The 21,746-nt window shown below is 72.8% G+C and carries 19 protein-coding genes and 1 riboswitch; of the genes, 16 read left to right on the top strand and 3 right to left on the bottom strand.

Annotated features, from left to right (window positions below; translation table 11 throughout):
• The first annotated feature begins 71 nt into the window (after window positions 1-71).
• The 9 genes from ACPXB1_RS24525 (at window position 72) to ACPXB1_RS24485 (ending at window position 9,347) form a co-directional block, all read left to right on the top strand.
• Window positions 72-1,346 (top strand): adenosylmethionine--8-amino-7-oxononanoate transaminase, encoded by a 1,275-nt coding sequence (locus tag ACPXB1_RS24525; RefSeq protein WP_355596704.1) that lies wholly within the window; start codon window positions 72-74, stop codon window positions 1,344-1,346.
• Window positions 1,347-1,419: 73 nt separating this feature from the next.
• Window positions 1,420-2,256, top strand: a complete 837-nt coding sequence (pyrF, locus tag ACPXB1_RS24520; protein WP_355596706.1) for an orotidine-5'-phosphate decarboxylase — start codon at window positions 1,420-1,422, stop codon at window positions 2,254-2,256.
• A 178-nt stretch (window positions 2,257-2,434) separates the two neighbouring features.
• The gene (mihF, locus tag ACPXB1_RS24515) at window positions 2,435-2,752 is read left to right on the top strand and encodes an integration host factor, actinobacterial type (protein WP_007458370.1); all 318 of its coding nucleotides are present in this window, start codon (window positions 2,435-2,437) and stop codon (window positions 2,750-2,752) included.
• Between the two features lie 25 nt (window positions 2,753-2,777).
• A complete protein-coding gene (locus ACPXB1_RS24510; RefSeq protein ID WP_355596708.1) occupies window positions 2,778-3,311 on the top strand; it encodes a guanylate kinase in 534 nt (177 codons plus the stop codon).
• A gap of 64 nt (window positions 3,312-3,375) precedes the next feature.
• Window positions 3,376-3,639, top strand: coding sequence for a DNA-directed RNA polymerase subunit omega (gene rpoZ / locus ACPXB1_RS24505; protein ID WP_007075826.1), 264 nt, complete (start codon window positions 3,376-3,378; stop codon window positions 3,637-3,639).
• Between the two features lie 14 nt (window positions 3,640-3,653).
• Window positions 3,654-4,862, top strand: a complete 1,209-nt coding sequence (coaBC, locus tag ACPXB1_RS24500; RefSeq protein ID WP_425735836.1) for a bifunctional phosphopantothenoylcysteine decarboxylase/phosphopantothenate--cysteine ligase CoaBC — start codon at window positions 3,654-3,656, stop codon at window positions 4,860-4,862.
• An 87-nt stretch (window positions 4,863-4,949) separates the two neighbouring features.
• On the top strand, window positions 4,950-6,143 hold the full coding sequence (gene metK / locus ACPXB1_RS24495; protein ID WP_355596711.1) for a methionine adenosyltransferase: 1,194 nt from the start codon (window positions 4,950-4,952) through the stop codon (window positions 6,141-6,143).
• Window positions 6,144-6,202: 59 nt separating this feature from the next.
• Window positions 6,203-8,122 (top strand): primosomal protein N', encoded by a 1,920-nt coding sequence (locus tag ACPXB1_RS24490; protein WP_425735835.1) that lies wholly within the window; start codon window positions 6,203-6,205, stop codon window positions 8,120-8,122.
• Window positions 8,123-8,363: 241 nt separating this feature from the next.
• A complete protein-coding gene (locus ACPXB1_RS24485) occupies window positions 8,364-9,347 on the top strand; it encodes an AAA family ATPase (RefSeq protein ID WP_355596715.1) in 984 nt (327 codons plus the stop codon).
• Window positions 9,348-9,416: 69 nt separating this feature from the next.
• Here the strand turns inward: ACPXB1_RS24485 and ACPXB1_RS24480 are convergent, their stop codons facing one another.
• Window positions 9,417-10,697 carry a hypothetical protein gene (locus ACPXB1_RS24480; protein WP_425735834.1) on the bottom strand — a complete coding sequence of 427 codons (1,281 nt, stop codon included), beginning with the start codon at window positions 10,695-10,697 and terminating at the stop codon, window positions 9,417-9,419.
• A 249-nt stretch (window positions 10,698-10,946) separates the two neighbouring features.
• On the opposite strand from ACPXB1_RS24480, the gene ACPXB1_RS24475 reads away from it, so the two are divergent.
• The 4 genes from ACPXB1_RS24475 (at window position 10,947) to ACPXB1_RS24460 (ending at window position 16,436) form a co-directional block, all read left to right on the top strand.
• Window positions 10,947-13,400, top strand: a complete 2,454-nt coding sequence (locus tag ACPXB1_RS24475; protein ID WP_425735833.1) for an ATP-binding protein — start codon at window positions 10,947-10,949, stop codon at window positions 13,398-13,400.
• A gap of 110 nt (window positions 13,401-13,510) precedes the next feature.
• On the top strand, window positions 13,511-14,071 hold the full coding sequence (def, locus tag ACPXB1_RS24470) for a peptide deformylase (protein WP_355596721.1): 561 nt from the start codon (window positions 13,511-13,513) through the stop codon (window positions 14,069-14,071).
• Window positions 14,072-14,076: 5 nt separating this feature from the next.
• Entirely contained in the window at window positions 14,077-15,003 is a 927-nt protein-coding gene (fmt, locus tag ACPXB1_RS24465) for a methionyl-tRNA formyltransferase (RefSeq protein WP_355629204.1), read from the top strand.
• The gene (locus tag ACPXB1_RS24460; protein WP_355629269.1) at window positions 14,958-16,436 is read left to right on the top strand and encodes an RsmB/NOP family class I SAM-dependent RNA methyltransferase; all 1,479 of its coding nucleotides are present in this window, start codon (window positions 14,958-14,960) and stop codon (window positions 16,434-16,436) included. Before fmt ends, ACPXB1_RS24460 begins: the two co-directional genes overlap by 46 nt.
• Window positions 16,437-16,518: 82 nt before the next feature.
• Here ACPXB1_RS24460 and ACPXB1_RS24455 read toward each other — a convergent pair whose 3' ends face one another.
• The gene (locus ACPXB1_RS24455) at window positions 16,519-17,409 is read right to left on the bottom strand and encodes a septum formation family protein (RefSeq protein ID WP_355596725.1); all 891 of its coding nucleotides are present in this window, start codon (window positions 17,407-17,409) and stop codon (window positions 16,519-16,521) included.
• Between the two features lie 84 nt (window positions 17,410-17,493).
• Window positions 17,494-18,384: a septum formation family protein gene (locus ACPXB1_RS24450; protein WP_355596727.1), complete on the bottom strand. Its 891-nt coding sequence runs from the start codon at window positions 18,382-18,384 to the stop codon at window positions 17,494-17,496.
• Between the two features lie 253 nt (window positions 18,385-18,637).
• Between ACPXB1_RS24450 and rpe the strand changes: the two genes are divergently transcribed.
• From rpe to ribD, 3 genes are all read left to right on the top strand, one after another.
• On the top strand, window positions 18,638-19,318 hold the full coding sequence (gene rpe, locus ACPXB1_RS24445) for a ribulose-phosphate 3-epimerase (protein WP_053655481.1): 681 nt from the start codon (window positions 18,638-18,640) through the stop codon (window positions 19,316-19,318).
• Between the two features lies 1 nt (window position 19,319).
• Entirely contained in the window at window positions 19,320-20,276 is a 957-nt protein-coding gene (locus ACPXB1_RS24440; RefSeq protein WP_053655482.1) for a GGDEF domain-containing response regulator, read from the top strand.
• Between the two features lie 77 nt (window positions 20,277-20,353).
• Window positions 20,354-20,525, top strand: a riboswitch (FMN riboswitch).
• A 159-nt stretch (window positions 20,526-20,684) separates the two neighbouring features.
• Window positions 20,685-21,746 (top strand): bifunctional diaminohydroxyphosphoribosylaminopyrimidine deaminase/5-amino-6-(5-phosphoribosylamino)uracil reductase RibD, encoded by a 1,062-nt coding sequence (gene ribD, locus ACPXB1_RS24435; RefSeq protein ID WP_425735832.1) that lies wholly within the window; start codon window positions 20,685-20,687, stop codon window positions 21,744-21,746.

Here is a 21,746-nt window from a genome sequence, read left to right as displayed (position 1 = left end):
GTGGTCCGGCACCGCGCAGCGGCGCGTGCCGTCGGCGGCGATCGAGCCGTCCCGGCCTGGAAGGAACGCGCGTGACACCCGAGGAGATCCTGGCCGCCGACCGGGCGCACGTCTGGCACCCGTACACGGCGCTGCCATCGGCGCACCAGCCGTACGTGGTGAGCAGCGCCGAGGGAGTGCGGCTGCGGCTTGCCGACGGCCGGGAACTGGTGGACGGGATGTCGTCCTGGTGGGCGGCGATCCACGGCTATCGGCACCCGGTGCTGGACGCGGCGGTTACCGACCAGCTCGGCCGGATGAGCCACGTGATGTTCGGCGGCCTCACCCACGAGCCGGCGGTCCAGCTCGCCCGGACCCTTGTCGAGCTGGCCCCGGAGGGTCTGGAGCACGTGTTCCTGGCCGACTCCGGCTCGGTGAGCGTCGAGGTGGCGATGAAGATGTGCCTGCAGTACCAGCGGGCGGTCGGCAGGCCGCAGCGGCGCCGGCTCGCGACGTGGCGGGGCGGCTACCACGGTGACACCTTCCACCCGATGAGCGTCTGCGACCCGGAAGGTGGGATGCATCACCTCTGGGGCGACATGCTGCCCCGGCAGGTATTCGCCCCGGTCCCGCCGGGCGGGTTCGCCGATCCGCCGGACGAGGCGTACGTGGCCGCGTTGGTCGACGCCGTCGAACGGCACGCCGACGAGCTGGCCGCCGTGATCGTGGAGCCGGTGGTGCAGGGCGCCGGCGGGATGCGCTTCCACCATCCCGGGTACCTGCGGGTGCTGCGCGAGGTGACACGCGCGCACGGGGTGCTGCTGATCTTCGACGAGATCGCCACCGGCTTCGGCCGTACGGGCACGATGTTCGCCGCCGAGCACGCCGGGGTGTCCCCGGACGTGATGTGTGTGGGCAAGGCGCTCACCGGCGGATACCTGACGCTTGCCGCGGCCCTGTGCACCCCGGAGATCGCCCGGGGTATCTCCGCCGCGGGTGTCCTGGCGCACGGGCCCACCTTCATGGGCAACCCGCTGGCCTGTGCCGTCGCCAACGCCTCCCTCGGGCTGCTGCGGGAGGGGGACTGGGCGGGACAGGTCGCCAGGGTCGGCGCGGGCCTGCGCGCAGGTCTGGAGCCGCTGCGGGGCATGCCGGGCGTGGCCGACGTACGGGTGCTCGGCGCGATCGGTGTGGTCCAGCTCGATCACGAGGTGGACCTCGGTGCGGCCACCGCGGCGGCCGTCGACCGGGGCGTGTGGCTGCGACCGTTCCGCGACCTGATCTACACGATGCCGCCGTACGTCACCGACGACGCCGACCTGGCCCGAATCGCGGCCGGGGTGGCGGCGGCGGTGGCGGCCGGCTGAGAGGGCCCGTCACCGGGCCGACGGTGTGATCCGGGCGGGGCCGCCGCCCGGACGAGGAGAGGAGAACACTCCGATGGAGACCTTCGGCACCCGGCTGCACCGGGCGATCACCGAGCGGGGGCCGCTCTGTGTGGGCATCGATCCGCATCCCGGTCTGCTGGCCCGTTGGGGCCTCGCCGACGACGTCGACGGTCTTGACCGGTTCACCCGGACAGTCGTTGACGCCCTCGGTGACCGGGTTGCGGTGGTGAAGCCTCAGTCGGCCTTTTTCGAGCGGTTCGGGTCCCGCGGTGTGGCGATCCTTGAGTCAACTATCCGACAGTTACGGGAAGCCGGTTCGCTCGTTTTGTTGGACGTCAAGCGTGGCGACATCGGCTCAACGGTCAGCGCGTACGCCTCCGCGTACCTCGATCCATCCAGCCCCTTGTATGTCGACGCCGTCACCGCGAGCCCCTACCTGGGAGTAGGTTCGCTGGCCCCGATGTTCGACCTCGCTTCCCAGCACGGTGGCGGTGTCTTTGTGCTCGCCCTCACCTCGAACCCCGAGGGCGCCGCCGTCCAGCGCGCCCGTACGGCCGACGGGCGCACCGTCGCGCAGACCGTGATTGACGAGATTTCCCAGCTCAACAGGGGTGCAGACCCCCTCGGAAGCTTCGGTCTGGTGGTCGGCGCGACCATCGGCGACACCGGTCACGACCTCTCCGGCGTGGGGGGTCCGCTGCTCGCGCCGGGGCTCGGAGCACAGGGTGCCGGGGCTGCGGACCTACGGACCGTGTTCGGTTCGAGCCTCTCTGCGGTGCTCCCGTCGTACTCCCGGGAGGTGCTTTCGGCAGGCCCCGACGGCACTGCCCTGCGGGCCGCCGCGGACCGGGTGCTGGCCGAGTGCCGGGCCGTTCTGGCTGCCCGGTGACTGACTGACGGCTCGGTCACTCTCCGATGATCATCGCGTGCCCACGTTGCCGAAAGTTCCGTTGACCGCTAGTTTTCCCCGCGCTGGGAACCACGGACCCCTTGGTTCACAGCGACACCACGTTTCACAGATGCGGCGGTGCGCCCCGCCCGCCGCGATAGGGACCTGAGGAGAACTGGTGCCGCTCCCGTCACTGACCCCCGAACAGCGCGCTGCCGCGCTCGAGAAGGCTGCGGAGATCCGCAAGGCCCGTGCCGAGCTGAAGGAACAGCTCAAGCAGGGCAAGACCACCCTCGGTGCCGTCCTCGAACGGGCCGAGAGCGACGACGTCGTCGGCAAGCTCAAGGTTTCGGCCGTCCTCCAGGCGATGCCGGGCATTGGCAAGATCCGGGCTACCCAGATCATGGAGAAGCTCAAGATCGCCGACAGCCGTCGCCTGCGCGGCCTCGGCGAGCAGCAGCGCAAGGCACTGCTTGGAGAGTTCGCCGCCAACTGAACCTGGCAGCGTGTAGAAACAAGCAGTGAGCACGGATGACGAGGCGCGCCCGGCGGCTCGGCTCACTGTCCTGGCTGGACCTTCGGGTTCCGGCAGGGAGAGTGTCGTCGAGCTCGTCCGGGCGCGTTCTCCGTCCGTGTGGATCCCGGTGCCGGCAACTAGCAGGCCGCGCCGGGAGCCCGAGATCGACGGGGAGGACCGGGTCTTCCTCGCCGCCGCGGAGTTCGAGCGCCGGGCGGCCGCAGGCGACCTGCTCGAGTGGTCCCGGATCGGCCCGTACCACCGGGGCACCCCGTACCCCCCGCTGCGCGCCCGGCTCGACGCCGGGCAACCGGTCCTGCTTCCGCTGGACGTGGCAGGCGCCCAGCTGGTCCGGGCGAGACTGCCCGACGCCCGGCTGGTGCTGCTGAGCCCGCCGGGGCACCGGCCCGACGCCGCCGTGGCGGCGGCCTTCGGCCACGCCCTGACGCACGACCACACCGGGCGGGTGGCTGACGAGCTGGTAGGCTTGCTCGGTTCTTCTTATCCGGATCCGGCCTGGTCGCGCGTGCGTGGCTGACGGCCGGCCGCCGTTGAGACTCAGCACCGCGTCCGCGCGGCTCGAAAGACGCAGAGGTTAATTCGTGGGATCCATCGCCAACCCCGAAGGCATCACCAACCCGCCGATCGACGAGCTCCTCGAGAAGACGACGTCGAAGTACGCGCTTGTGATCTTCGCCGCCAAGCGGGCGCGTCAGGTAAACGCCTACTACAGCCAGCTCGGTGAGGGCCTCCTGGAGTACGTCGGCCCGCTCGTCGAGACCACCCCGCAGGAGAAGCCCCTCTCCATCGCCATGCGTGAGATCAACGCGGGCCTGCTCACCGCCGAGCCGACCGACCAGCCGTAAGCGTCGGCACGTCGATGTCCGCCGGGATCGTCCTCGGGGTCGGCGGTGGCATCGCCGCCTACAAGGCGTGTGAGCTCCTGCGGCTCTTCACCGAATCAGGTCATCGGGTCCGCGTCGTACCGACCGCGTCGGCGCTCCGGTTCGTCGGAGCGCCGACCTGGGCGGCGCTGTCCGGCCAGCCGGTAGCCGACGACGTCTGGTCCGACGTCCACGAGGTGCCGCACGTCCGGCTCGGCCAGCAGGCCGACCTGGTGGTGGTCGCACCGACAACCGCGGACCTGCTCGCCAAGGCCGCCCACGGGCTCGCCGACGACCTGTTGACCAACACGCTGCTGACCGCGCGCTGCCCTGTGCTGCTGGCCCCGGCCATGCACACGGAGATGTGGGAGCACCCGGCCACCGTCGCCAACGTCGCCACGCTGCGGTCCCGGGGCGTCCGGGTCATCGAGCCGGCCGTCGGGCGGCTCACCGGCGTCGACACCGGCAAGGGCCGGCTGCCCGATCCGGCCGAGATCTTCGCCGTCGCCCGCCGGATCCTGGCCCGTGGCGGCACCACCCCTGCCGACCTGGCCGGTCGCCGGGTGGTGGTCACCGCGGGCGGCACCCGGGAACCTCTGGACCCGGTCCGTTTCCTCGGCAACCGCTCGTCGGGCAAGCAGGGCTACGCGTTCGCCCGCGCGGCGGTCGCCCGTGGCGCCCGGGTCACGCTGATCGCGGCGAACGTCTCCCTCGCCGACCCGGCCGGGGTCGACCTGGTCCGGGTGGGCTCCACCGCCGAGCTGCGGGAGGCCACACTGAAGGCCTCCGTCGAGGCCGACGCTGTCGTGATGGCGGCGGCTCCTGCCGATTTCCGGCCGGCGACGTACGCGACTGGCAAAATCAAGAAGTCGGACGACGGTGTCGCGCCCACCATCGAGCTCGTCACGAACCCGGACATCGCGGCGGAGCTCGGCCAGCGCAAGCGACCGGACCAGGTGCTTGTGGTGTTCGCCGCCGAGACCGGCGACGCGGAGGCCAACGCGCGGGCGAAACTCGCCCGCAAGCGGGCCGACCTCATCGTGGTCAACGAGGTCGGGCCCGACAAGGTCTTCGGCGCCGACACCAACACGGTGACGGTCATCGGAGCGGACGGTTCGGTGAGCCGCCTGCCGGAGCAGGTCAAGGAGGCTGTGGCCGACACCGTGTGGGATCTCGTCGTGGCGCGGCTGGCCGACCGCTCCTGACGGGTGGAACAGGACGCGACCGATCCCGACACAGGCCGCAGTGGTGACTAGACTGCCGCGGAATGACTTCACACGCTTAGGAGTGCCGTGACACGCCGCCTCTTCACGTCCGAATCGGTCACGGAAGGCCACCCGGACAAGATCGCCGACCAGATCAGCGACGGCATCCTCGACGCGCTGCTCACCGAGGATCCGCACAGCCGGGTTGCGGTGGAGACCATGATCACCACCGGCCAGGTGCACATCGCCGGTGAGGTCACCACCAAGGCGTACGCCGACATCCCGACGATCGTGCGCCGGACGATCCTCGACATCGGCTACGACTCGTCGAAGAAGGGCTTCGACGGGGCGTCCTGCGGCGTCAGCGTCTCCATCGGGGCGCAGTCCGAGGACATCGCGCAGGGCGTGGACAACGCCTTCGAGCTGCGTACCGGGGCGTCGGAGAGCGCGCTGGACGCGCAGGGCGCCGGCGACCAGGGCATGATGTTCGGCTTCGCCTGCTCGGAGACCCCCGAGCTGATGCCGCTGCCCATCGCCCTCGCCCACCGGCTGGCCCGTCGCCTCGCCGCGGTGCGCAAGGACGGCACGATCCCGTACCTGCGCCCGGACGGCAAGACCCAGGTGACAATCGAGTACGAGGGGCTGCGCCCGGTCCGGCTGAACACCGTCGTCGTGTCCAGCCAGCACGCCGCGGACATCTCGCTGGAGTCGCTGCTCACCCCCGACGTGCGCGACCACGTCATCGCCCCGGAACTGGAGAGCCTCGGTCTGGACACCGACGGCTACCGGCTGCTGGTCAACCCGACCGGCCGGTTCGAGATCGGCGGCCCGATGGGTGACGCCGGCCTGACCGGTCGCAAGATCATCGTCGACACCTACGGCGGGTACGCCCGGCACGGCGGCGGTGCCTTCTCCGGCAAGGACCCGTCCAAGGTGGACCGCTCCGCGGCGTACGCGATGCGGTGGGTGGCCAAGAACGTGGTAGCCGCCGGCCTGGCCGAGCGGTGCGAGGCGCAGGTCGCCTACGCCATCGGCAAGGCCCACCCGGTGAGCCTGTTCATCGAGACGTTCGGCACCGAGACCGTGCCGGTGGCCTCGATCGAGAAGGCCGTCGGCGAGGTGTTCGACCTGCGTCCGGCCGCGATCATCCGCGACCTCAACCTGCTCCGCCCGATCTACCAGCAGACCGCCGCGTACGGCCACTTCGGCCGGGAGCTGCCGGATCTGACCTGGGAGAGCACCGACCGGGCCGCCGACCTCAAGTCGGCCGCGGGAGCCTGACCGCCACCAGGCGTAGCGACCGGCGACCCGCAGAGGGGTCGCCGGTCGCGCGCGTCTGCGTGGACGTCGGCCTGGCGCACCTGGACCGGCCGTTCGACTATCTGGTGCCGGCCGACCTGGACGAGGTGGCGGTGCCCGGCACCCGGGTGAAGGTGCGCTTCGCGGGGCAGCTCGTCGACGGGTGGCTGCTGGCCCGCGCCGACGACTCCGGGCACACCGGCCGGCTCGCCTACCTGGAGAAGGTGGTCTCGCCGGAGCCGGTGCTGTCGCCCGAGGTCGCCCGGTTGGCGCGGGCGGTCGCCGACCGGTACGCGGGCAACCTCGCCGACGTGCTCCGGCTCGCCGTCCCGCCCCGGCACGCCCGCGTGGAGAAGGAAGCCCGCGCCGACCAACCTCCGCCCCCCGCCGATCCTGCGACCCCAACGACTGTGGATCCGCGCGGGTGGCGTGACTACCCGACCGGGCCGGCGCTGCTGGTGGCGCTCACCGACGGTCGGGCGCCCCGTGCGGTCTGGTCGGCGTTGCCCGGCGAGGACTGGGCCGCCCGCTACGCCGACGCGGTGGCCGCCACCGTCGCCGGGGGGCGCGGCGCGGTGGTCGTGGTGGCCGACGCCCGTGACCTCGACCGGCTGGACGCCGCGCTGACAAGCGTGCTCGGCCCGGGCCGGCACGTCAGCCTCTCCGCCGCGCTCGGGCCGGCCCGGCGCTACCGGGCGTTCCTCGCCGCCCGGCGGGGGGAGGTGCCGGTGGTGATCGGCACCCGCGCGGCAATGTTCGCCCCGGTGGACCGCCTCGGCCTGGTCGCTGTCTGGGACGACGGCGACGACCTGCACTCCGAGCCCCGGGCACCCTATCCGCACACCCGCGACGTGCTGCTCACCCGGGCTCAGCTGGCCGAGGCCGGCGCGCTTGTCGGCGGGTACGCCCGCACCGCCGAGGCGCAGCTGCTGCTGGAGACCGGGTGGGCGCGGGAGGTGGTCGCCGACCGGGCGACCGTACGAGCACGGGTGCCGGCGATCGCGCCGACAGGTGACGACCCCCAGTTGGCCCGTGACCCGGGTGCGGCCACCGCGCGGCTGCCCAGCCTGGCGTGGACGGCTGCCCGCGACGCCGTCCGGGCGGATCTGCCGGTGCTGGTGCAGGTGCCCCGACGCGGCTATCTGCCATCGATCTCCTGCGCGGACTGCCGGACCCCGGCCCGCTGTGCGCACTGTGCCGGCCCGCTGGCGCTACCGTCGGCCGGTGGCACCCCGGCGTGCCGCTGGTGCGCCCGGGTGGCCGCCGCGTACGCCTGCCCGGAGTGCGGTGGGCGGCGGCTGCGCGCGGCGGTGACCGGCGCCCGGCGTACGGCCGAGGAGTTGGGGCGGGCGTTTCCCGGCGTGCCGGTGCGCACCTCGGGCCGGGAGGAGGTGCTGACCGACGTGCCGGGTGGCGCGTCCCTGGTGGTGGCCACGCCCGGGGCCGAGCCGGTCGCCGAGGGCGGCTACGGCGCGGTGCTGCTGCTCGACTCGTGGGCCCTGTTGACCCGGGCGGACCTGCGCGCCGGTGAGGAGGCGCTGCGTCGCTGGATGGCGGCGGCGGCTCTGGCCCGCCCGGCCCCGGCGGGACGGGTGGTGGTGGTCGCCGACGGCGCGCTCGCTCCGGTCCAGGCGCTGCTGCGGTGGGATGCGGCCTGGTTCGCCGGCCGGGAGTTGGCCGAGCGCCGGGAGCTGGGCTTTCCGCCTGCGGTGCGGATGGCGAGCGTCACCGGCCCGGCCGAGGCGGTGGCCGACCTGCTCGCCGCGGCCCGGCTGCCGGGCGACGCCGAGGTGCTCGGTCCGGTGCCGGCCGACGAGGGCCGGGAGCGGATGCTGGTCCGGGTGCCCCGTGCCCGGGCCGCAGCGCTCGCCGAGGCGCTGCACTCGGCCGCCGGTACGCGCGCCGCGCGTAAGGCCGCCGACCCGGTCCGTCTCCAGGTCGACCCGCTGAGCCTCTTCTGACCTTTCCGGTGCGCGCCGAGGGCGCCGGGCCTGGCCCGGGAGCGTGTCTTCGCACACTGCGTCCGGCAAAGTGGTGGCGTCACAGTGGTAGCATCGCCCGTCATGCCATGGCGTACGACGGCTCCAGGTCGCGACGGGGCGTCAGACGCGCCGAGCTGGATCCTCGCCCGATGGTGGGAACGCGTCGGTCGGACGCGATGTCGATGATGTCTTTGAGCCGGTGATCAGGGGTGGACCAGTCGTGACCGTTCGACAATCGATCGTCTTCAACGGCGACCTCGGCAGCGGCAAGAGCACGGTTTCGGTGGAGATCGCCAAGCGGCTCGGGATGCGCCGGGTCAGTGTGGGCGACCTCTATCGGGAGATGGCCCAGCAGCGGCAGATGACCGCCCTGCAACTCAACCTGCACGCCGAGCTCGACCAGGCCGTCGACGGCTACGTCGACCAGCTCCAGCGGGACATCGCCGCCTCCGGCGAACACCTGATCATGGATTCCCGGCTGGCGTGGCACTTCTTCACCGACGCGCTCAAGGTGCACATGATCACCGAGCCGGGGGAGGCCGCCCGTCGGGTGCTGGCCCGGCCGTCCGGCCCGGCGGAGAGCTACGCCTCGCTGGAGGAGGCCAAGGCCAAGCTCCGGGAGCGCAGCGAGAGTGAGCGCAGCCGGTTCATCGTCCGCTACGGGGTGGACAAGGCCCGCCTGCGCAACTACGACCTGATCTGTGACACGACCCGGGCGTCCGCCGCCGACGTGGTCGAGCACATCATCGCCGCGTACGAGGGCACGCTCGGTGCGGACGTGCTGCGGGATGCCCCGCCGCTGCTGCTGCTGGACCCGGCCCGGGTCTACCCGACCGAGGACATCGCCACCCTGCGAGACCTGTGGGACAGCGAGTTCGTCGGTGACGTGGCCGAGGCCGGTGACGAGGCGCTGGAGCCTTTGAAGATCGGCTTCACCGGTGAGTACTTCTTCGTCGTCGACGGGCACCGCCGCCTCAGCGCCGCCCTCCAGAACGGCTTCTCCCTCGTTCCGGCCCAGCTCGTCGCGGAGGTCGACGAGCCGGTCGTGGGTGGGATGAGCGCCGTGGACTACTTCGCCGCGCAGGTGCGTCCCGGCCTGGTCTACGACTGGGAGTCCGCCCACAAGATCCAGTTGCCGCTGCCGGAGCCCGCGCTGCTTCGCGGCACCGCTGTCCTCGCCGGGGAGCCGGGCGTCAGCGCCTGACGTCAGCGGGCGGCCGGGCCGGCGCACGGACTGTGCACCGACCCGGCCACCAGAGGTGAGAGGGTCGCCTCAGCCGAGGATCACGCCCGAGGCGCCGACGCCGGCCATGCCGGAGAAGATGTCCTCGTAGTACATCCGCCAGGCGCAGACCCGACCCGTTGTCACGTAGCCGGTGCACGTCGTCGCGGTGTTGGTGTCGTCGATGGCGGTGTTGGTGCCTGTCGCCCAGACCTGGAGTGTGTTCGCCGCGTTGACGATCTCCACGGGGCCGCCGCTGTCACCCTGACCGACGGCGTTGGTGCGGGTGGTGCTCTCGGCCTGCACCTGGCCGCAGACAGTGCCGAAGTTGCGTACGTTGATGCACAGGTTCCGGGCCTTCACCTGGATCGAGCACCGGGTGCCGGAGTACGCGCCGGAGGTGCACACGAAGTTGCCGACCTGGCTGGCCTGCGCGCCGATGACCTGGTTGCTGAACTCGCTTACCACCCCGCCGGCGGCGTTCGTGCTGTTGTTGAAGACCCGGCCGCCCGAGCTGCCCGCGATGAGCAGGGTGTCGGTGCCGGTGTTGCGGGTTCCGACGACGCCGATCGTCTGCCCGGTCGGGTCGGCCGCCACGACGTTGAGGTTGGCGCAGTGCGCGGCGGAGAGCATCCGCGCCACCCCGCCCTGGAAGACCCCGAAGCCGGTCGAGCAGCCGCCTCCGGTGGCGGTGTTGCGCCAGGCGGCGCCACCCCACCACGGCGCCGTGTCGTCCCACCGGGTTGCGGGTGCGGCGGCGACCCCGGTCTGCACTGTCACCGGAACGCCGGCGAGGCTCGTGGCGCCGAGCAGCCCGTCCTGCGTACCGACGAGCAGGCCGGCGCCGTCGGCACGCGGCCCGACTGTGGTGATCCGGTCGCCGGCCGCGGCGCGCAGCCGGGCGGCGGCGGCGACGAGTTCCCGCTGGGAGTACGGGGCGGGCAGCACCCGGGTCGCGACGGTGGCCCGGGCGGTGGCCACCAGGTTTGCCGGCGGCTCACCCTTCCAGTAGACCTGGAGTTGCCGGGTGGTGGGGTCGGCCACGACACCGGCGAAGCCGGAGCTGGCGCTGCGCTGGGCCGCGTTGGTGATCCGCGCGGCGGCGGTGTTCATGCGCTGCTGCAGCCGGAGCAGCTCCGTCCAGGAGGCGAAGCCGCCGGGCACCGGCGTGCTGTCGACGAACGATCCGGTGGTGGTTGCCTTTCCACCGGGTGCTGCGGCGGCCGGTGCGGCGTTCATGCCCGTGACGAGCAGCGCGAGGCCGCACGCGGTGACGGCGATGCGACGCAGCGTCGCCGAGGACCGTCGGGCGGTCTGTTGTGGACGGATCATCAGGTACCCCTTCCCCAGGGTTGGTGGTGCGGGCCGAACCCGCACCGGGACGGTGGCACGTGACGCCGGATCAACGCGGTGGATCCTGGACGCGACTGGACACCGCCGGACACCGCTGGACGGGCAATGGTCTGATGTGGATCTGTCAGACATCGGCGCGTACCTATCTGACAGCCCGAGGTCGGAACTAGCCTGCCCGTGTCGGCATCCGGGGCGGCCGGGTGACCGCGACGGGGGGTGGGTTGCCGCATGTCCGACCAACGGGTGCCACCTGGCGCGCGTCAGGCGTCGCAGGGATCGCCCGGAGCGTTCGAGGTGGCCCGCGGCGGCGCCGAGGCGCAGACACTGCACGACCTGGCCGGGCTGCTGCGCCAGCTGCGCCGCCGGGAGGCCCGTCAGCAGGGCGAAACCCGGCTGACGTACCGCCAGTTGGCGGCTAAGACCGGTTGGTCGCGGGGGATCATCGGGGAGTACTTCGCCGGCAACATCCTGCCTCCGCCGGAGCGGTTCGACGCCCTCATCCGACTGCTCGGGGCGACGCCGTCCGAGCAGGGCGTGCTGGCCACCGCTCGGGACCGCGTCGAGGAGTTGCGGCGACGCCCGAACCGGGATCCGGTGCCTACGGGGCGGCCGGCGGCCGGTACGGCACCCGCCCGGTTTCCCGTGCCCCGCCAACTGCCCCCGGCGCTGCCCGGATTCGTCGGACGTATCGCCCAGCTCGCCCAGCTCGATGCCGCGTCCGGGGCCTGCGGCGACGCCGGGATGGCTCCGGTCACTGTGATGACGCTGTCCGGCACGGCAGGGGTCGGCAAGACGACGCTCGCCGTGTACTGGGCGCACCGGGTGGCCGACCGCTTCCCGGACGGCCAGCTCTACGTCGACCTGCGCGGGTTCGACTCCACCGGTTCGGTGACGACCCCCGTCGAGGCGGTACGCGGCTTCCTCGAAGCCCTCGAAGTGCCACCCGAGCGGATCCCCACCCACCTGCCCGCGCAGGTGGGCCTCTACCGCAGCCTGCTCGCCGGCCGGCGGATGCTGGTGCTGCTCGACAACGCGCGAGACGCCGACCATGTCCGACCCCTGCTTGTCGGCAACCCGAGCTGCGTGGTCCTGGTCACCAGCCGCAACCGGCTCGCCGGCCTGGTCGCCGCCGAAGGCGCCCGGCCGATCGGCGTCGACCTGCTCAGCACCGCCGAGGCGTGGCAACTGCTGGCCCGCAGGCTCGGCACCGACCGGCTGGCCGTCGAGCCGAGTGCGGTGGACGAGATCATCGAGCGGTGTGCACGGCTGCCGCTGGCGCTGGCGGTGCTCGCCGCCCGGGGCGCGGCGAACCCGGCGTTCCCGCTGACCACCCTCGCCGCCGAGCTGCGCGAGGCGCCGCGCCCGCTGGACTCGCTCGACGGTGGGGACGCCGGCACCGACGTACAGGCCGTCTTCTCCTGGTCGTACCGGAGTCTGACACCCGCGGCGGCCCGCCTGTTCCGGCTGTTCGGCTGCCACCCGGGCCCGGAGCTGGGGGTTGCGGCAGCGGCCAGCCTGGCGGGCCTGCCCCGGGACCAGGTTCCTCGGCTGCTGGCCGAGCTGGCTCACGCGCACCTCGTCACCGAGCACGCCTCCGGCCGGTTCGGCGCGCACGACCTGCTCCGGGCGTACGCGGCCGAGCAGGCCGAACGCCTCGAACCGGCGCAGGAACGGCTGGCCGCGATCCGGCGCGGGCTCGACCACTACCTGCACACCGCCCACGCCGCCGCGCTGCTGCTGCAACCGGGCCGGGATCCGGTCGCCCTTGCCGCCGCCGCGCCGGGAGTGCTGCCCGAGGAGATCACCGACCACCCTCAGGCGCTGGCCTGGTTCACCGTCGAGTACCCGGTGCTCCTGGCGGCGGTCACCCACGCGCGGCGGGCCGGTTTCGACGGCCACGCCTGGCAGCTGGCCTGGACCCTTGTCGACTTCCTGCAACGACGGGGACGCTGGCCGGACCTGGCAGCCGCGCAGCGGACGGCCCTGGCCGGGGCGGTCCGGGCCGGTGACCGACACGGGCAGGCCAACGCGCACCGCGACCTCGCCCGGGTGCTGTCCCGGCTGGGTCAGGTGGACGAGGCGGCGAGAAACTACCGGCAGGCTCTGGTGATCTCTGAAGGGCTCGGTGACCACACCGGGCAGGCGCGTACCCACCGCGCGTTCGGCGCGATGCTCGACTGGCTCGGCCGGTACGCCGAGTCGCTGGACCACGGGCAGCGGGCCCTGGCGCTGTACCGGGCTGCCGGTCACCTGGCCGGCGAGGCCAGCGCCCGCAACGCGGTCGGCTGGGCGCATGCCCAACTCGGCCAGTACGGCCCGGCGCTCGCGCACTGCGAGCAGGCGCTGGCGCTGCTGCGCCGGACCGGTGACCGGCACGGCGAGGCGAACACCTGGGACAGCCTCGGCTTCATCCACGCCCGGCTGGACGACCACCACCAGGCGATCCGCTGCTACGGGCGGGCGCTCGCCCTGTACCGGCGGATCGGCGACCGCTACGACGAGGCGGACACCCTGTCCCGGTTGGGCGAGAGCCGACACCTGGCGGGGGACGTGGCCGGCGCCACCCGTACCTGGTGGCGTGCTGTCGGCATCTTCGACGATCTGGGCCACCCCGACGGCAAGCGGGTCCGCGACCTGCTGGCCCGGACCGCGCCCGAGCCTCGCCCGGGGTCGGGCCGGTGACGCTGGGCACACCGGTGGCTGCCGATCGAGGTACGCCGACCGGCGCGCGACCGCGTACTCCGTAGACTGGTACGGCACTGCACGTCCCACCCATGAAGGAGCCGTCCCGCGTGACCGTCCAGCCCATCCGTCTGTTCGGGGATCCGGTGCTGCGCACGCCGGCCGATCCGGTGGTCGATTTCGACGTCGAGCTGCGGAGGCTCATCGCCGACCTGACCGACACCATGCGTGAGCAGAGCGGCGCCGGCCTCGCCGCCCCGCAACTCGGTGTGGGTCTGCGGGTGTTCACCTTCGACGTCGACGACGTGCTCGGGCACCTTGTCAACCCGGTGCTCGAATTCCCCGACGAGGAGGAGCAGGACGGCCCCGAGGGCTGCCTGTCCATCCCCGGGCTCTACTTCGACACCAAGCGCCGCCAGAACGTCATCGCCAAGGGCTTCAACGGCTACGGCGACCCGTTGCAGATCGTCGGCACCGGGCTGATGGCCCGCTGCGTGCAGCACGAGACCGACCACCTCGACGGTGTGCTCTTCGTGGACCGGCTGGACGCCGCCGGTCGCAAGGAGGCGATGAAGGCGATCCGCCAGGCCGAGTGGTACGACGCCGCCGCCCCGCCAGTGGTCAAGGTCAACCCGCACGCCGCGGACAGCCCGTTCGGTCTGGGGCGGTGACCGGGATGCGCGTGATCTTCGCCGGTACGCCGGCCGTTGCCGTTCCCGCCCTGGCCGCCGTGGCGGCCTCCCAGCACGAGCTGGTGGCAGTGGTCACCAGGCCCGACGCGCCCGCCGGGCGGGGGCGCGGTCTGTCCCGCTCCCCGGTCGGCGCGTGGGCCGACGAGCACGGCGTCGAGGTGCTCACCCCGGCCCGCCCGCGCGACCCCGAGTTCCTCGACCGGTTGCGCGAGCTGGCACCGGACTGCGTGCCGGTGGTCGCCTACGGCGCGCTGGTGCCGCCGGCCGCGCTGGAGATCCCCACGTACGGCTGGATCAACCTGCACTTTTCGCTGCTGCCCGCCTGGCGTGGCGCCGCGCCAGTGCAGCACGCGGTGCTGCACGGCGACGAGCTGACCGGGGCCAGCGTCTTCCAGCTGGAGCAGGGCCTGGACACCGGGCCGGTCTTCGGCACCCTTACCGACGAGATCCGTCCCGCCGACACCTCCGGCGACCTGCTGGAGCGGCTCTCCGACTCCGGCGCGGGCCTGCTGGTGGCGGTGCTCGACGCGATCGCCGACGGCACCGCGCGGGCCGAGCCGCAGCCCGCCGACGGTGTGTCGCTGGCGCCGAAGCTGACAGTGGAGGACGCCCGGGTGCGCTGGGCTGACCCGGCCTTCGCCGTGGACCGGCGGATCCGCGCCTGCACTCCGGCACCGGGGCCGTGGACGACCTTCCGGGACGAGCGGGTGAAACTCGGCCCCGTCGTGCCGGTTCCCGACGGCCCTGACCTGAAGCCGGGGGAGCTGCTCGTGGAGAAGTCCCGGGTGCTCGCCGGCACGGCCACCGTGCCGGTGCGCCTCGGTGAGGTTCGTGCCGCGGGCAAGCGGGCCATGCCGGCGACGGACTGGGCGCGCGGCGTCCGGGTCAGCGCTGGCGAGGCCCTCGCGTGACGGCCCCCGAGGGCACCCGCCCGAGCCGTGGAGGCCCGTCGGCCGGCCGCGGTGGGGACCGCCGGCCCGTCCGGCCCCCGCTGGACCGGCCACGGCGCGCGGCGTACGAGGCGGTGGCCGCCGTGCACCGCGACGACGCGTTCGCCAACCTGGTGCTGCCCATCATCCTGCGTGACGAAGGGCTGTTCGGTCGGGACGCGGCCTTCGCCACCGAGTTGACCTACGGCACCCTGCGACACGTTGGCACGTTGGACGCGATTCTCAGCGACGCGGCCGGCCGGGACGTGGAGCGCATCGACCCGCCGGCCCGCGACGCGCTGCGGATCGGCGCGTACCAACTGCTGCACACGCGGGTGCCCGCCCACGCGGCTGTCTCGTCGACAGTGGACCTGGTCCGCTCGGTCGCGCCGGGTGCCACCGGGTTCGCCAACGCGGTGCTGCGGGAGGTGTCCACGCTCGACTCCGACGGGTGGGTGGCCAAGTTGGCCCCGCCGATGGAGACCGACCCGGTCGGGCACCTGGCGCTGGCGTACAGCCACCCGCAGTGGATCGTGCGGGCGTTCTCCGAGGCGCTCGGCGGTGACCTGGGCGAGACGGCCCGGCTCCTGATCGAGGACAACGAGCGCCCGCCGGTGCACCTGTGCGCCCGCCCCGGCCTCATCGACCCGATCGAGCTGGCCGACCAGGTGGGCGGTGCGCCGGGCGCCTTCTCGCCGTACGCGATCTATCTGCCCGGAGGCGCGCCGGGTGACGTGCCGGCGGTGGCCGACGGCCGCGCCCATGTCCAGGACGAGGGCTCCCAACTCGTGGCCGCCGCGCTCGCCGACGCACCGTTGGACGGCCCGGACGGGCGCTGGCTGGACCTGTGCGCCGGCCCGGGTGGAAAGGCCGGTCTGCTCGGCGCGCTGGCCGCGCAACGCGGCGCCCGGCTGACGGCGGTGGAGGTGGCCGAGCACCGGGCCCGGCTGGTGTCCCAGGCGACCCGGGGCCTGCCGGTGACGGTGCTTGCCACCGACGGCCGTGAGGTCGGCGCGGACCCGAAGCTGCCGGAGGAGCACTTCGACAGGGTGCTTGTGGACGCCCCCTGCACCGGGCTCGGGTCGCTGCGCCGCCGGCCGGAGTCGCGGTGGCGTCGTCAGCCGTCGGATCTGCCGCAGTTGACCCGGCTGCAACGGGAGCTGCTCGGCGCGGCGTTGCGGGCGGTCCGCCCCGGTGGGCTCGTCGCCTACGTCACCTGCTCGCCGCACACCGTGGAGACGCATGTGACGGTGACCGAGGCTGCGCGTCGCAGCGGCGTGTCGGTGGATTTCGTCGACGCCCGGCCGCTGCTGCCGGCGGGCATGCCCGGCCTGGGTGACGGTCCCACGGTGCAGCTCTGGCCGCACCGGCACGGCACCGACGCGATGTTCCTGGCCGTCCTGCGCCGAGGCTGAGTCCGCGCCAACGCGAAAGGAAGGGTCCCTTGTTAACGCGCAGCGTTAACAAGGGACCCTTCCTTTCAGCTCAGCTTGAAGCTCAGGTGACCGGGAGGCCCTTGGTGCCGGCGTTCTTCATCGAACGGGTCAGTGCCCGGTCGCTGATCCAGAGGAAGCACTGCACGCCCCGGTTGCCGTTCTTCCACTCCTGCTCGTACGGCTGGTAGAAGATCGTTCCGACGCGGAAGTCGAGCTGCGAGTTGTCCGGCACCTTCGCGTACTTGGCGGTCATCGACTGGCAGGCCCGGTGGGTCCGCTTGGCGGTGCGGTTGAACTCGGCGTAGCTGATGTCCGGGGCCTGCCAGATCCCGACGAACTCGGCGTGGTGCTTGGCGGTGCAGGAAACCGCCACCATCTCCTCGATCTTGTCCTTGACGAGCTTGGGGTTGAAGCAGCGGTACGCCAGCGGCGCCGCGCCGGTCAGTGACCCCCGGAGGCTGCCGGTGCGAAGGTCGACGGCGGTGTCGTCGATGCTGGCGATCTCCGCGACGTCGCAGCGGTACCAGCGCGCGCCGCCGGCCCAGGCGGGTTCGGACGGCAGGACGACGGTCAGGCCGAGGCGACCGCTGCGCCGGTCGGCGCCGACGGCTTTGCTGACCTCGGCCTCGCAGGCGTCCTGCGCGGCCCGCATGCCTGCCGAGCCGGGCGGCGGGGGCGTGCCGCGTTCGGCGGCCGGGCCGGTGAGCGTGCCCACGTGCATGGTCTCGACCCGGTGCGACTCGTCGCATCCCGTCGGGTTGTAGCCGCTGAGGAAGCCGACCTGCTGGGAGGCGTGGTGGCAGACGCCTGCCTCGGGTACGAACTGCTGCGCGGCGACCGGTGCCGGCCAGTCGTCGACGAGGTCGCGGTCGACTCCGGCGGGTGCGCCACAACCAGCGAGGCCCAGGGCCAACGCCGCGCCCCCGGCCACCGCCGCCAACCACCGTCGCATCTCCGACCTCCCGCCGCTGGTGGCCTCCCGCCAGCCCTCAGCCGGCCGGTAGCGCCACGGCGCAGCAGCATACGGCACCGTGGCTCAGATCGCGGGTAGTCCCTCGGGGCCGGCGCCGCGCATGGAGCGGGTGAATTTGCGGTCGTCCGTCCACAGGAAACACCGGACGCCACGGTCACCCTCCTCCCACTCCCGCTGCGACGGTGGGTAGTAGATGGAACCGGCCCGGTACGGCAGGTCGCTGTTGTTCGGCACGGCGGCGTACGTGGCGATCAACTCCATGCAGCGCTGGTGCGCCCGCTCTCCGGAGCGGGCGAACTCCGCCCAGGTCATGTTCTCTTCCTCGTAGACGCCGACGAACTCGGCGCGGTGCGGCTCGGTGCAGAGCACCGGTGCCATGTAGTTGAGGTTGTCGCCGATCAGCTTGGGGTCGAAGCAGCGGTGGAACAGGGGAGCGTCGCCGATCAGCGCGCCGCGCAGGCTGCCGACGCGGTTCACCGGACGGGTGTTGTCGATGCTGTCGGTCTCGGCGAGTTCGCAGCGGAACCAGCGCGCCCCGCCCGACCACGCGGGAGCCGAGGGCAGCGAGACCGACAGGGTGAGCCGTGCCGTGTGCCAGTCACCGCCGAGCATCTCCCGGGCCCGCTGGTCGCATTCGGCGCGGGCCGCCCGCAGTGCCGCCGAGCCGGGCCCTGGGCGGGCGGGGGCCAGCGCGGCGGGGCCGGTGAAGGTGCCGACGTGGATCGCCTCGGCGAGGTGGCTGCGCGCGCAGTCCACCGTCTCGTACGTGCTTGCCTGCACGATCGAGGTGACCCGGGGCAGGCAGGTGTCGCTGGCCGGGGTGAACGGGCGCGGAGCGCTCAGCGCGGGCCAGTCGTCGGTGAGGTCACCGTCCGCGCCGCGCGCCTGCCCGCAGCCGGCCAGCAGCATCGCGGTGACGCCGGCCAGCGCCAGCGCTGGAAGCCACCGTCGCATCGTCCGCCCTCCCGGAGCTGGCGGCCGGTCCCCGCGTCCCGCGGCGAGTCCCCGGCGGGCGTGCAGCCTATGGCACCGTCCCCGTTGGAGTGTCGTCGCGTTTCCGTCGATCGGCCAGCCACTGATGTCTGTTCGTCCGGATTTGATGGTCCGGGTCAGCCAGTTCTGCACTGTTGGTCACTGCCAGGTCACAACGCGCTCCAGGTGGTGCCGCGATGCGGGCAACGGATGGCCGCGTTCGTACACTGGCCCCGTGACCGTACCGCCGCCGATCGTCGCGCCGAGCATCCTGGCCGCCGATTTCGCCCGCCTCGCCGAAGAAGTCCGCGCCGTCGAGGACGCCGCGGACTGGTTGCACGTGGACGTGATGGACAACCATTTCGTGCCGAACCTGACCATCGGGCTGCCCGTGGTGCAGAGCCTGCGTGCCGCCACCACGATGCCGTTCGACGTGCACCTGATGATCGAGGACCCGCGTCGGTGGGCCCCCGGCTACGCCGACGCCGGCGCCTACAACGTCACGTTCCACGCCGAGGCGGCCGACGACCCGGTGGCGCTCGCCAAGGACCTGCGGGCCGCCGGCGCCAAGGCCGGGCTCGCCATCGACCGGGACACGCCGATCGAGCCGTACCTCGACCTGCTGCCCAGCTTCGACACCCTGCTGATCATGACGATCAAGGCTGGCTTCGGCGGGCAGCGGTTCATCCCGCAGATGCTGGACAAGGTCCGCGCCGTACGCCGGCACGTCGACGCCGGGCACCTGGAGCTGCGCATCGAGGTGGACGGCGGGATCGCCGCCGACACCATCGAGCAGGCCGCGGCCGCCGGCGCCGACGCGTTCGTGGCCGGCACCGCCGTCTACGGAGCCGCCGACCCGGCGGAGGCGGTCCGGCACCTGCGGGCGTTGGCGGAGCGCGCGGCCCCCGGCGCCTGAGGTGGAGCCCGACGGCGACCGTAAGGACGTCATCCTCGTCGTTGACGACGACGAGGACATCGCTCGGTTCGTCGAGTTCAACCTGCGCGTGCACGGCTTCGAGGTGATCCTCGCCAGCGACGGCCAGGAGGCTCTGGACGTCATCGAGCGGGAGCGACCCGACCTGGCGGTGGTCGACCTCATGATGCCCCGGATCGACGGTCTGGAGCTGACCCGCCGGCTGCGCGCCGACCCGATGACCTCCGCCCTGCCGGTGATCATGTTGACGGCCAAGGGGATGACCGTGGACAAGGTCCACGGGCTCAGCGCGGGGGCCGACGACTACCTCGTCAAGCCCTTCGACACCGCCGAGCTGGTGGCCCGGGTCTCCTCGACGCTGCGCCGCAACAAGGAGTTCCGCGAGGTCTCCCCGTTGACCGGGCTGCCCGGCAACAGCAGGATCCGCCGGGAGATCAGCGACCGGGTCCGGCAGGGGGTGGACTACGCGGTCGGCTACGTCGACATCGACCGGTTCAAGAGCGTCAACGACCGGTACGGCTTCGTCCGCGGCGACGACTTCATCTCCACGCTGGCTCGCAGCCTGCACCGAGCGGTGGTGGCGGTCGGGTTGCCGCCGGCCTTCCTCGGCCACGTCGGCGGCGACGACTTCGTCATCGTCTGCACCCCGGGCCAGGTGCGCCCGCTGACCTCCCGGGCGGTTGTCGACTTCGAGAACTCCGCCGACACGCTCTACGACCCCACCGACCGCGAGCGCGGTTTCGTCGAGCTGAAGGACCGCCGGGGCACCATCCGCAGGGCGGCCCTGGTCACCCTCTCCATCGGCGTCTCTCTCTCCGACGCCGGCAAGCGATTCACCGACCCCCTTGAGGCCATCGCTGTGGCCTCGGAGATGAAGACGGTCGCCAAGAGCCAACCCGGGTCGTACGTCGCTGTCGACCGCCGCCGTGGCGTCCCGTGAGCGTGACGAGGCTGTGAAGTAGCTCGCCTGGAGGAAGACGGAACCCCGTCGGCGTGTAAGACTTCGGAGTACCCACCACGCGCTGGCGGGACTCGGTGAAATTCCGAACCGGCGGTGATCCACGGTCCAGACCGTGGTCAGCCCGCGACCCGGACGGCTCTGCCGCCCGGTGGACCTGGTGAAACTCCGGGGCCGACGGTTGGGGGCGGCTCGTCTGCCCCCAGACAGTCCGGATGGGAGACAGCGCGCGGGACGGACGGGTCCGAGCCGGCCGCTGGCTTCAGCGTGCCGTGCCGACCTCCCGGGGGCGGCTCTGCCGTTCCCGGAATCCGCCGCCGCCTGCCCGCGGCCCCATGCCGCCTCCCGACCCGCCGCGCGCACTGGCGAGCGAGAGGGCAGGGCAGGACGATGGCCAGCGTCTCCGTCGATGAGGCGATGCGGCGTGCGATCGAACTGGCGGCGCGCGGTCTGGGCACCACAAGCCCCAACCCCGTGGTCGGCTGTGTGCTGCTCGACGCGGACGGCGAGGTCGTCGGGGAGGGCTTCCACGCCTACGCCGGCGGGCCGCACGCCGAGATCGTCGCGCTGGCCCAGGCCGGGCGGCGGGCCAGGGGCGGCACCGCTGTCGTCACACTGGAACCCTGCGACCACACCGGCCGCACCGGCCCCTGTAGCTCCGCGCTCGTCCAGGCCGGGGTGGCCCGGGTGGTGATCGCCGTACCCGACCCGAACCCGGTGGCCTCCGGTGGCGCCGCCACGTTGCGCTCCGCCGGGGTCCGTGTCGATCTGGGGGTACGCCGCGACGAGGCCGAGGCCGGAAACGTCGCCTGGCTGACCTCGATGCGCCGGGGCTGGCCGTACGTCATCTGGAAGTACGCCGCGACGGTGGACGGGCGGTCCGCGGCGGCCGACGGCACCAGCATGTGGATCACCTCGGAGGCGGCCCGGATGGACGTGCACGCGTTGCGCGGCACTGTCGACGCCGTCGTCGCCGGGGTCGGCACCGTGCTCGCCGACGATCCCCGGCTGACCGCCCGCAACCTGCGCGACGGCAGCCTGGCCATCCGGCAGCCGCTGCGGGTGGTGGTGGACAGCTCGGGGCGTACCCCCTCCGACGCCCAGGTCCGCGACGGCGCCGCACGGACGTGGATCGCGACCGCCGCCGAGGTGGGCACCGGCCCGGACGGCCGGGTCGACCTGCCGGCGCTGCTCGCGGAGCTGCACCAGCGCGGGGTCCGCGCGGTCCTGCTGGAGGGCGGCCCCCGGCTGGCCGGCGCGTTCCTGGCCGCCGGCCTGGTCGACAAGATCGTCGGGTACGTCGCGCCCCGGCTGCTCGGCGCCGGCCCGACCGCCCTTGTCGACGCGGGAGTGACGACCATCGCTGAGGCAATCGATCTGGAGTTCGTCGACGTTACGCAGATCGGTCCGGATCTCCGGATCACCGCTTTGCCCCGAAAGAGGGAGGGCTGA

The sequence above is a fragment of the Micromonospora sp. DT68 genome, from assembly GCF_049847245.1.
Taxonomy (GTDB): domain Bacteria; phylum Actinomycetota; class Actinomycetes; order Mycobacteriales; family Micromonosporaceae; genus Micromonospora; species Micromonospora profundi.
Note: the sequence above shows the minus strand (reverse complement) of the source record. Positions and strands in the feature narration are given on the sequence as shown.

What these genes read in the sequence shown, in the direction of transcription:
- ACPXB1_RS24475 (WP_425735833.1), top strand. Translation starts at nt 10,947, where the DNA reads ATGTCCGACCAACGGGTGCCACCTGGCGCGCGTCAGGCGTCGCAGGGA.
- ACPXB1_RS24450 (WP_355596727.1), bottom strand. Translation starts at nt 18,384, where the DNA reads ATGCGACGGTGGCTTCCAGCGCTGGCGCTGGCCGGCGTCACCGCGATG.
- ACPXB1_RS24455 (WP_355596725.1), bottom strand. Translation starts at nt 17,409, where the DNA reads ATGCGACGGTGGTTGGCGGCGGTGGCCGGGGGCGCGGCGTTGGCCCTG.
- ribD (WP_425735832.1), top strand. Translation starts at nt 20,685, where the DNA reads ATGGCCAGCGTCTCCGTCGATGAGGCGATGCGGCGTGCGATCGAACTG.
- ACPXB1_RS24480 (WP_425735834.1), bottom strand. Translation starts at nt 10,697, where the DNA reads ATGATCCGTCCACAACAGACCGCCCGACGGTCCTCGGCGACGCTGCGT.
- pyrF (WP_355596706.1), top strand. Translation starts at nt 1,420, where the DNA reads ATGGAGACCTTCGGCACCCGGCTGCACCGGGCGATCACCGAGCGGGGG.
- fmt (WP_355629204.1), top strand. Translation starts at nt 14,077, where the DNA reads ATGCGCGTGATCTTCGCCGGTACGCCGGCCGTTGCCGTTCCCGCCCTG.
- coaBC (WP_425735836.1), top strand. Translation starts at nt 3,654, where the DNA reads ATGTCCGCCGGGATCGTCCTCGGGGTCGGCGGTGGCATCGCCGCCTAC.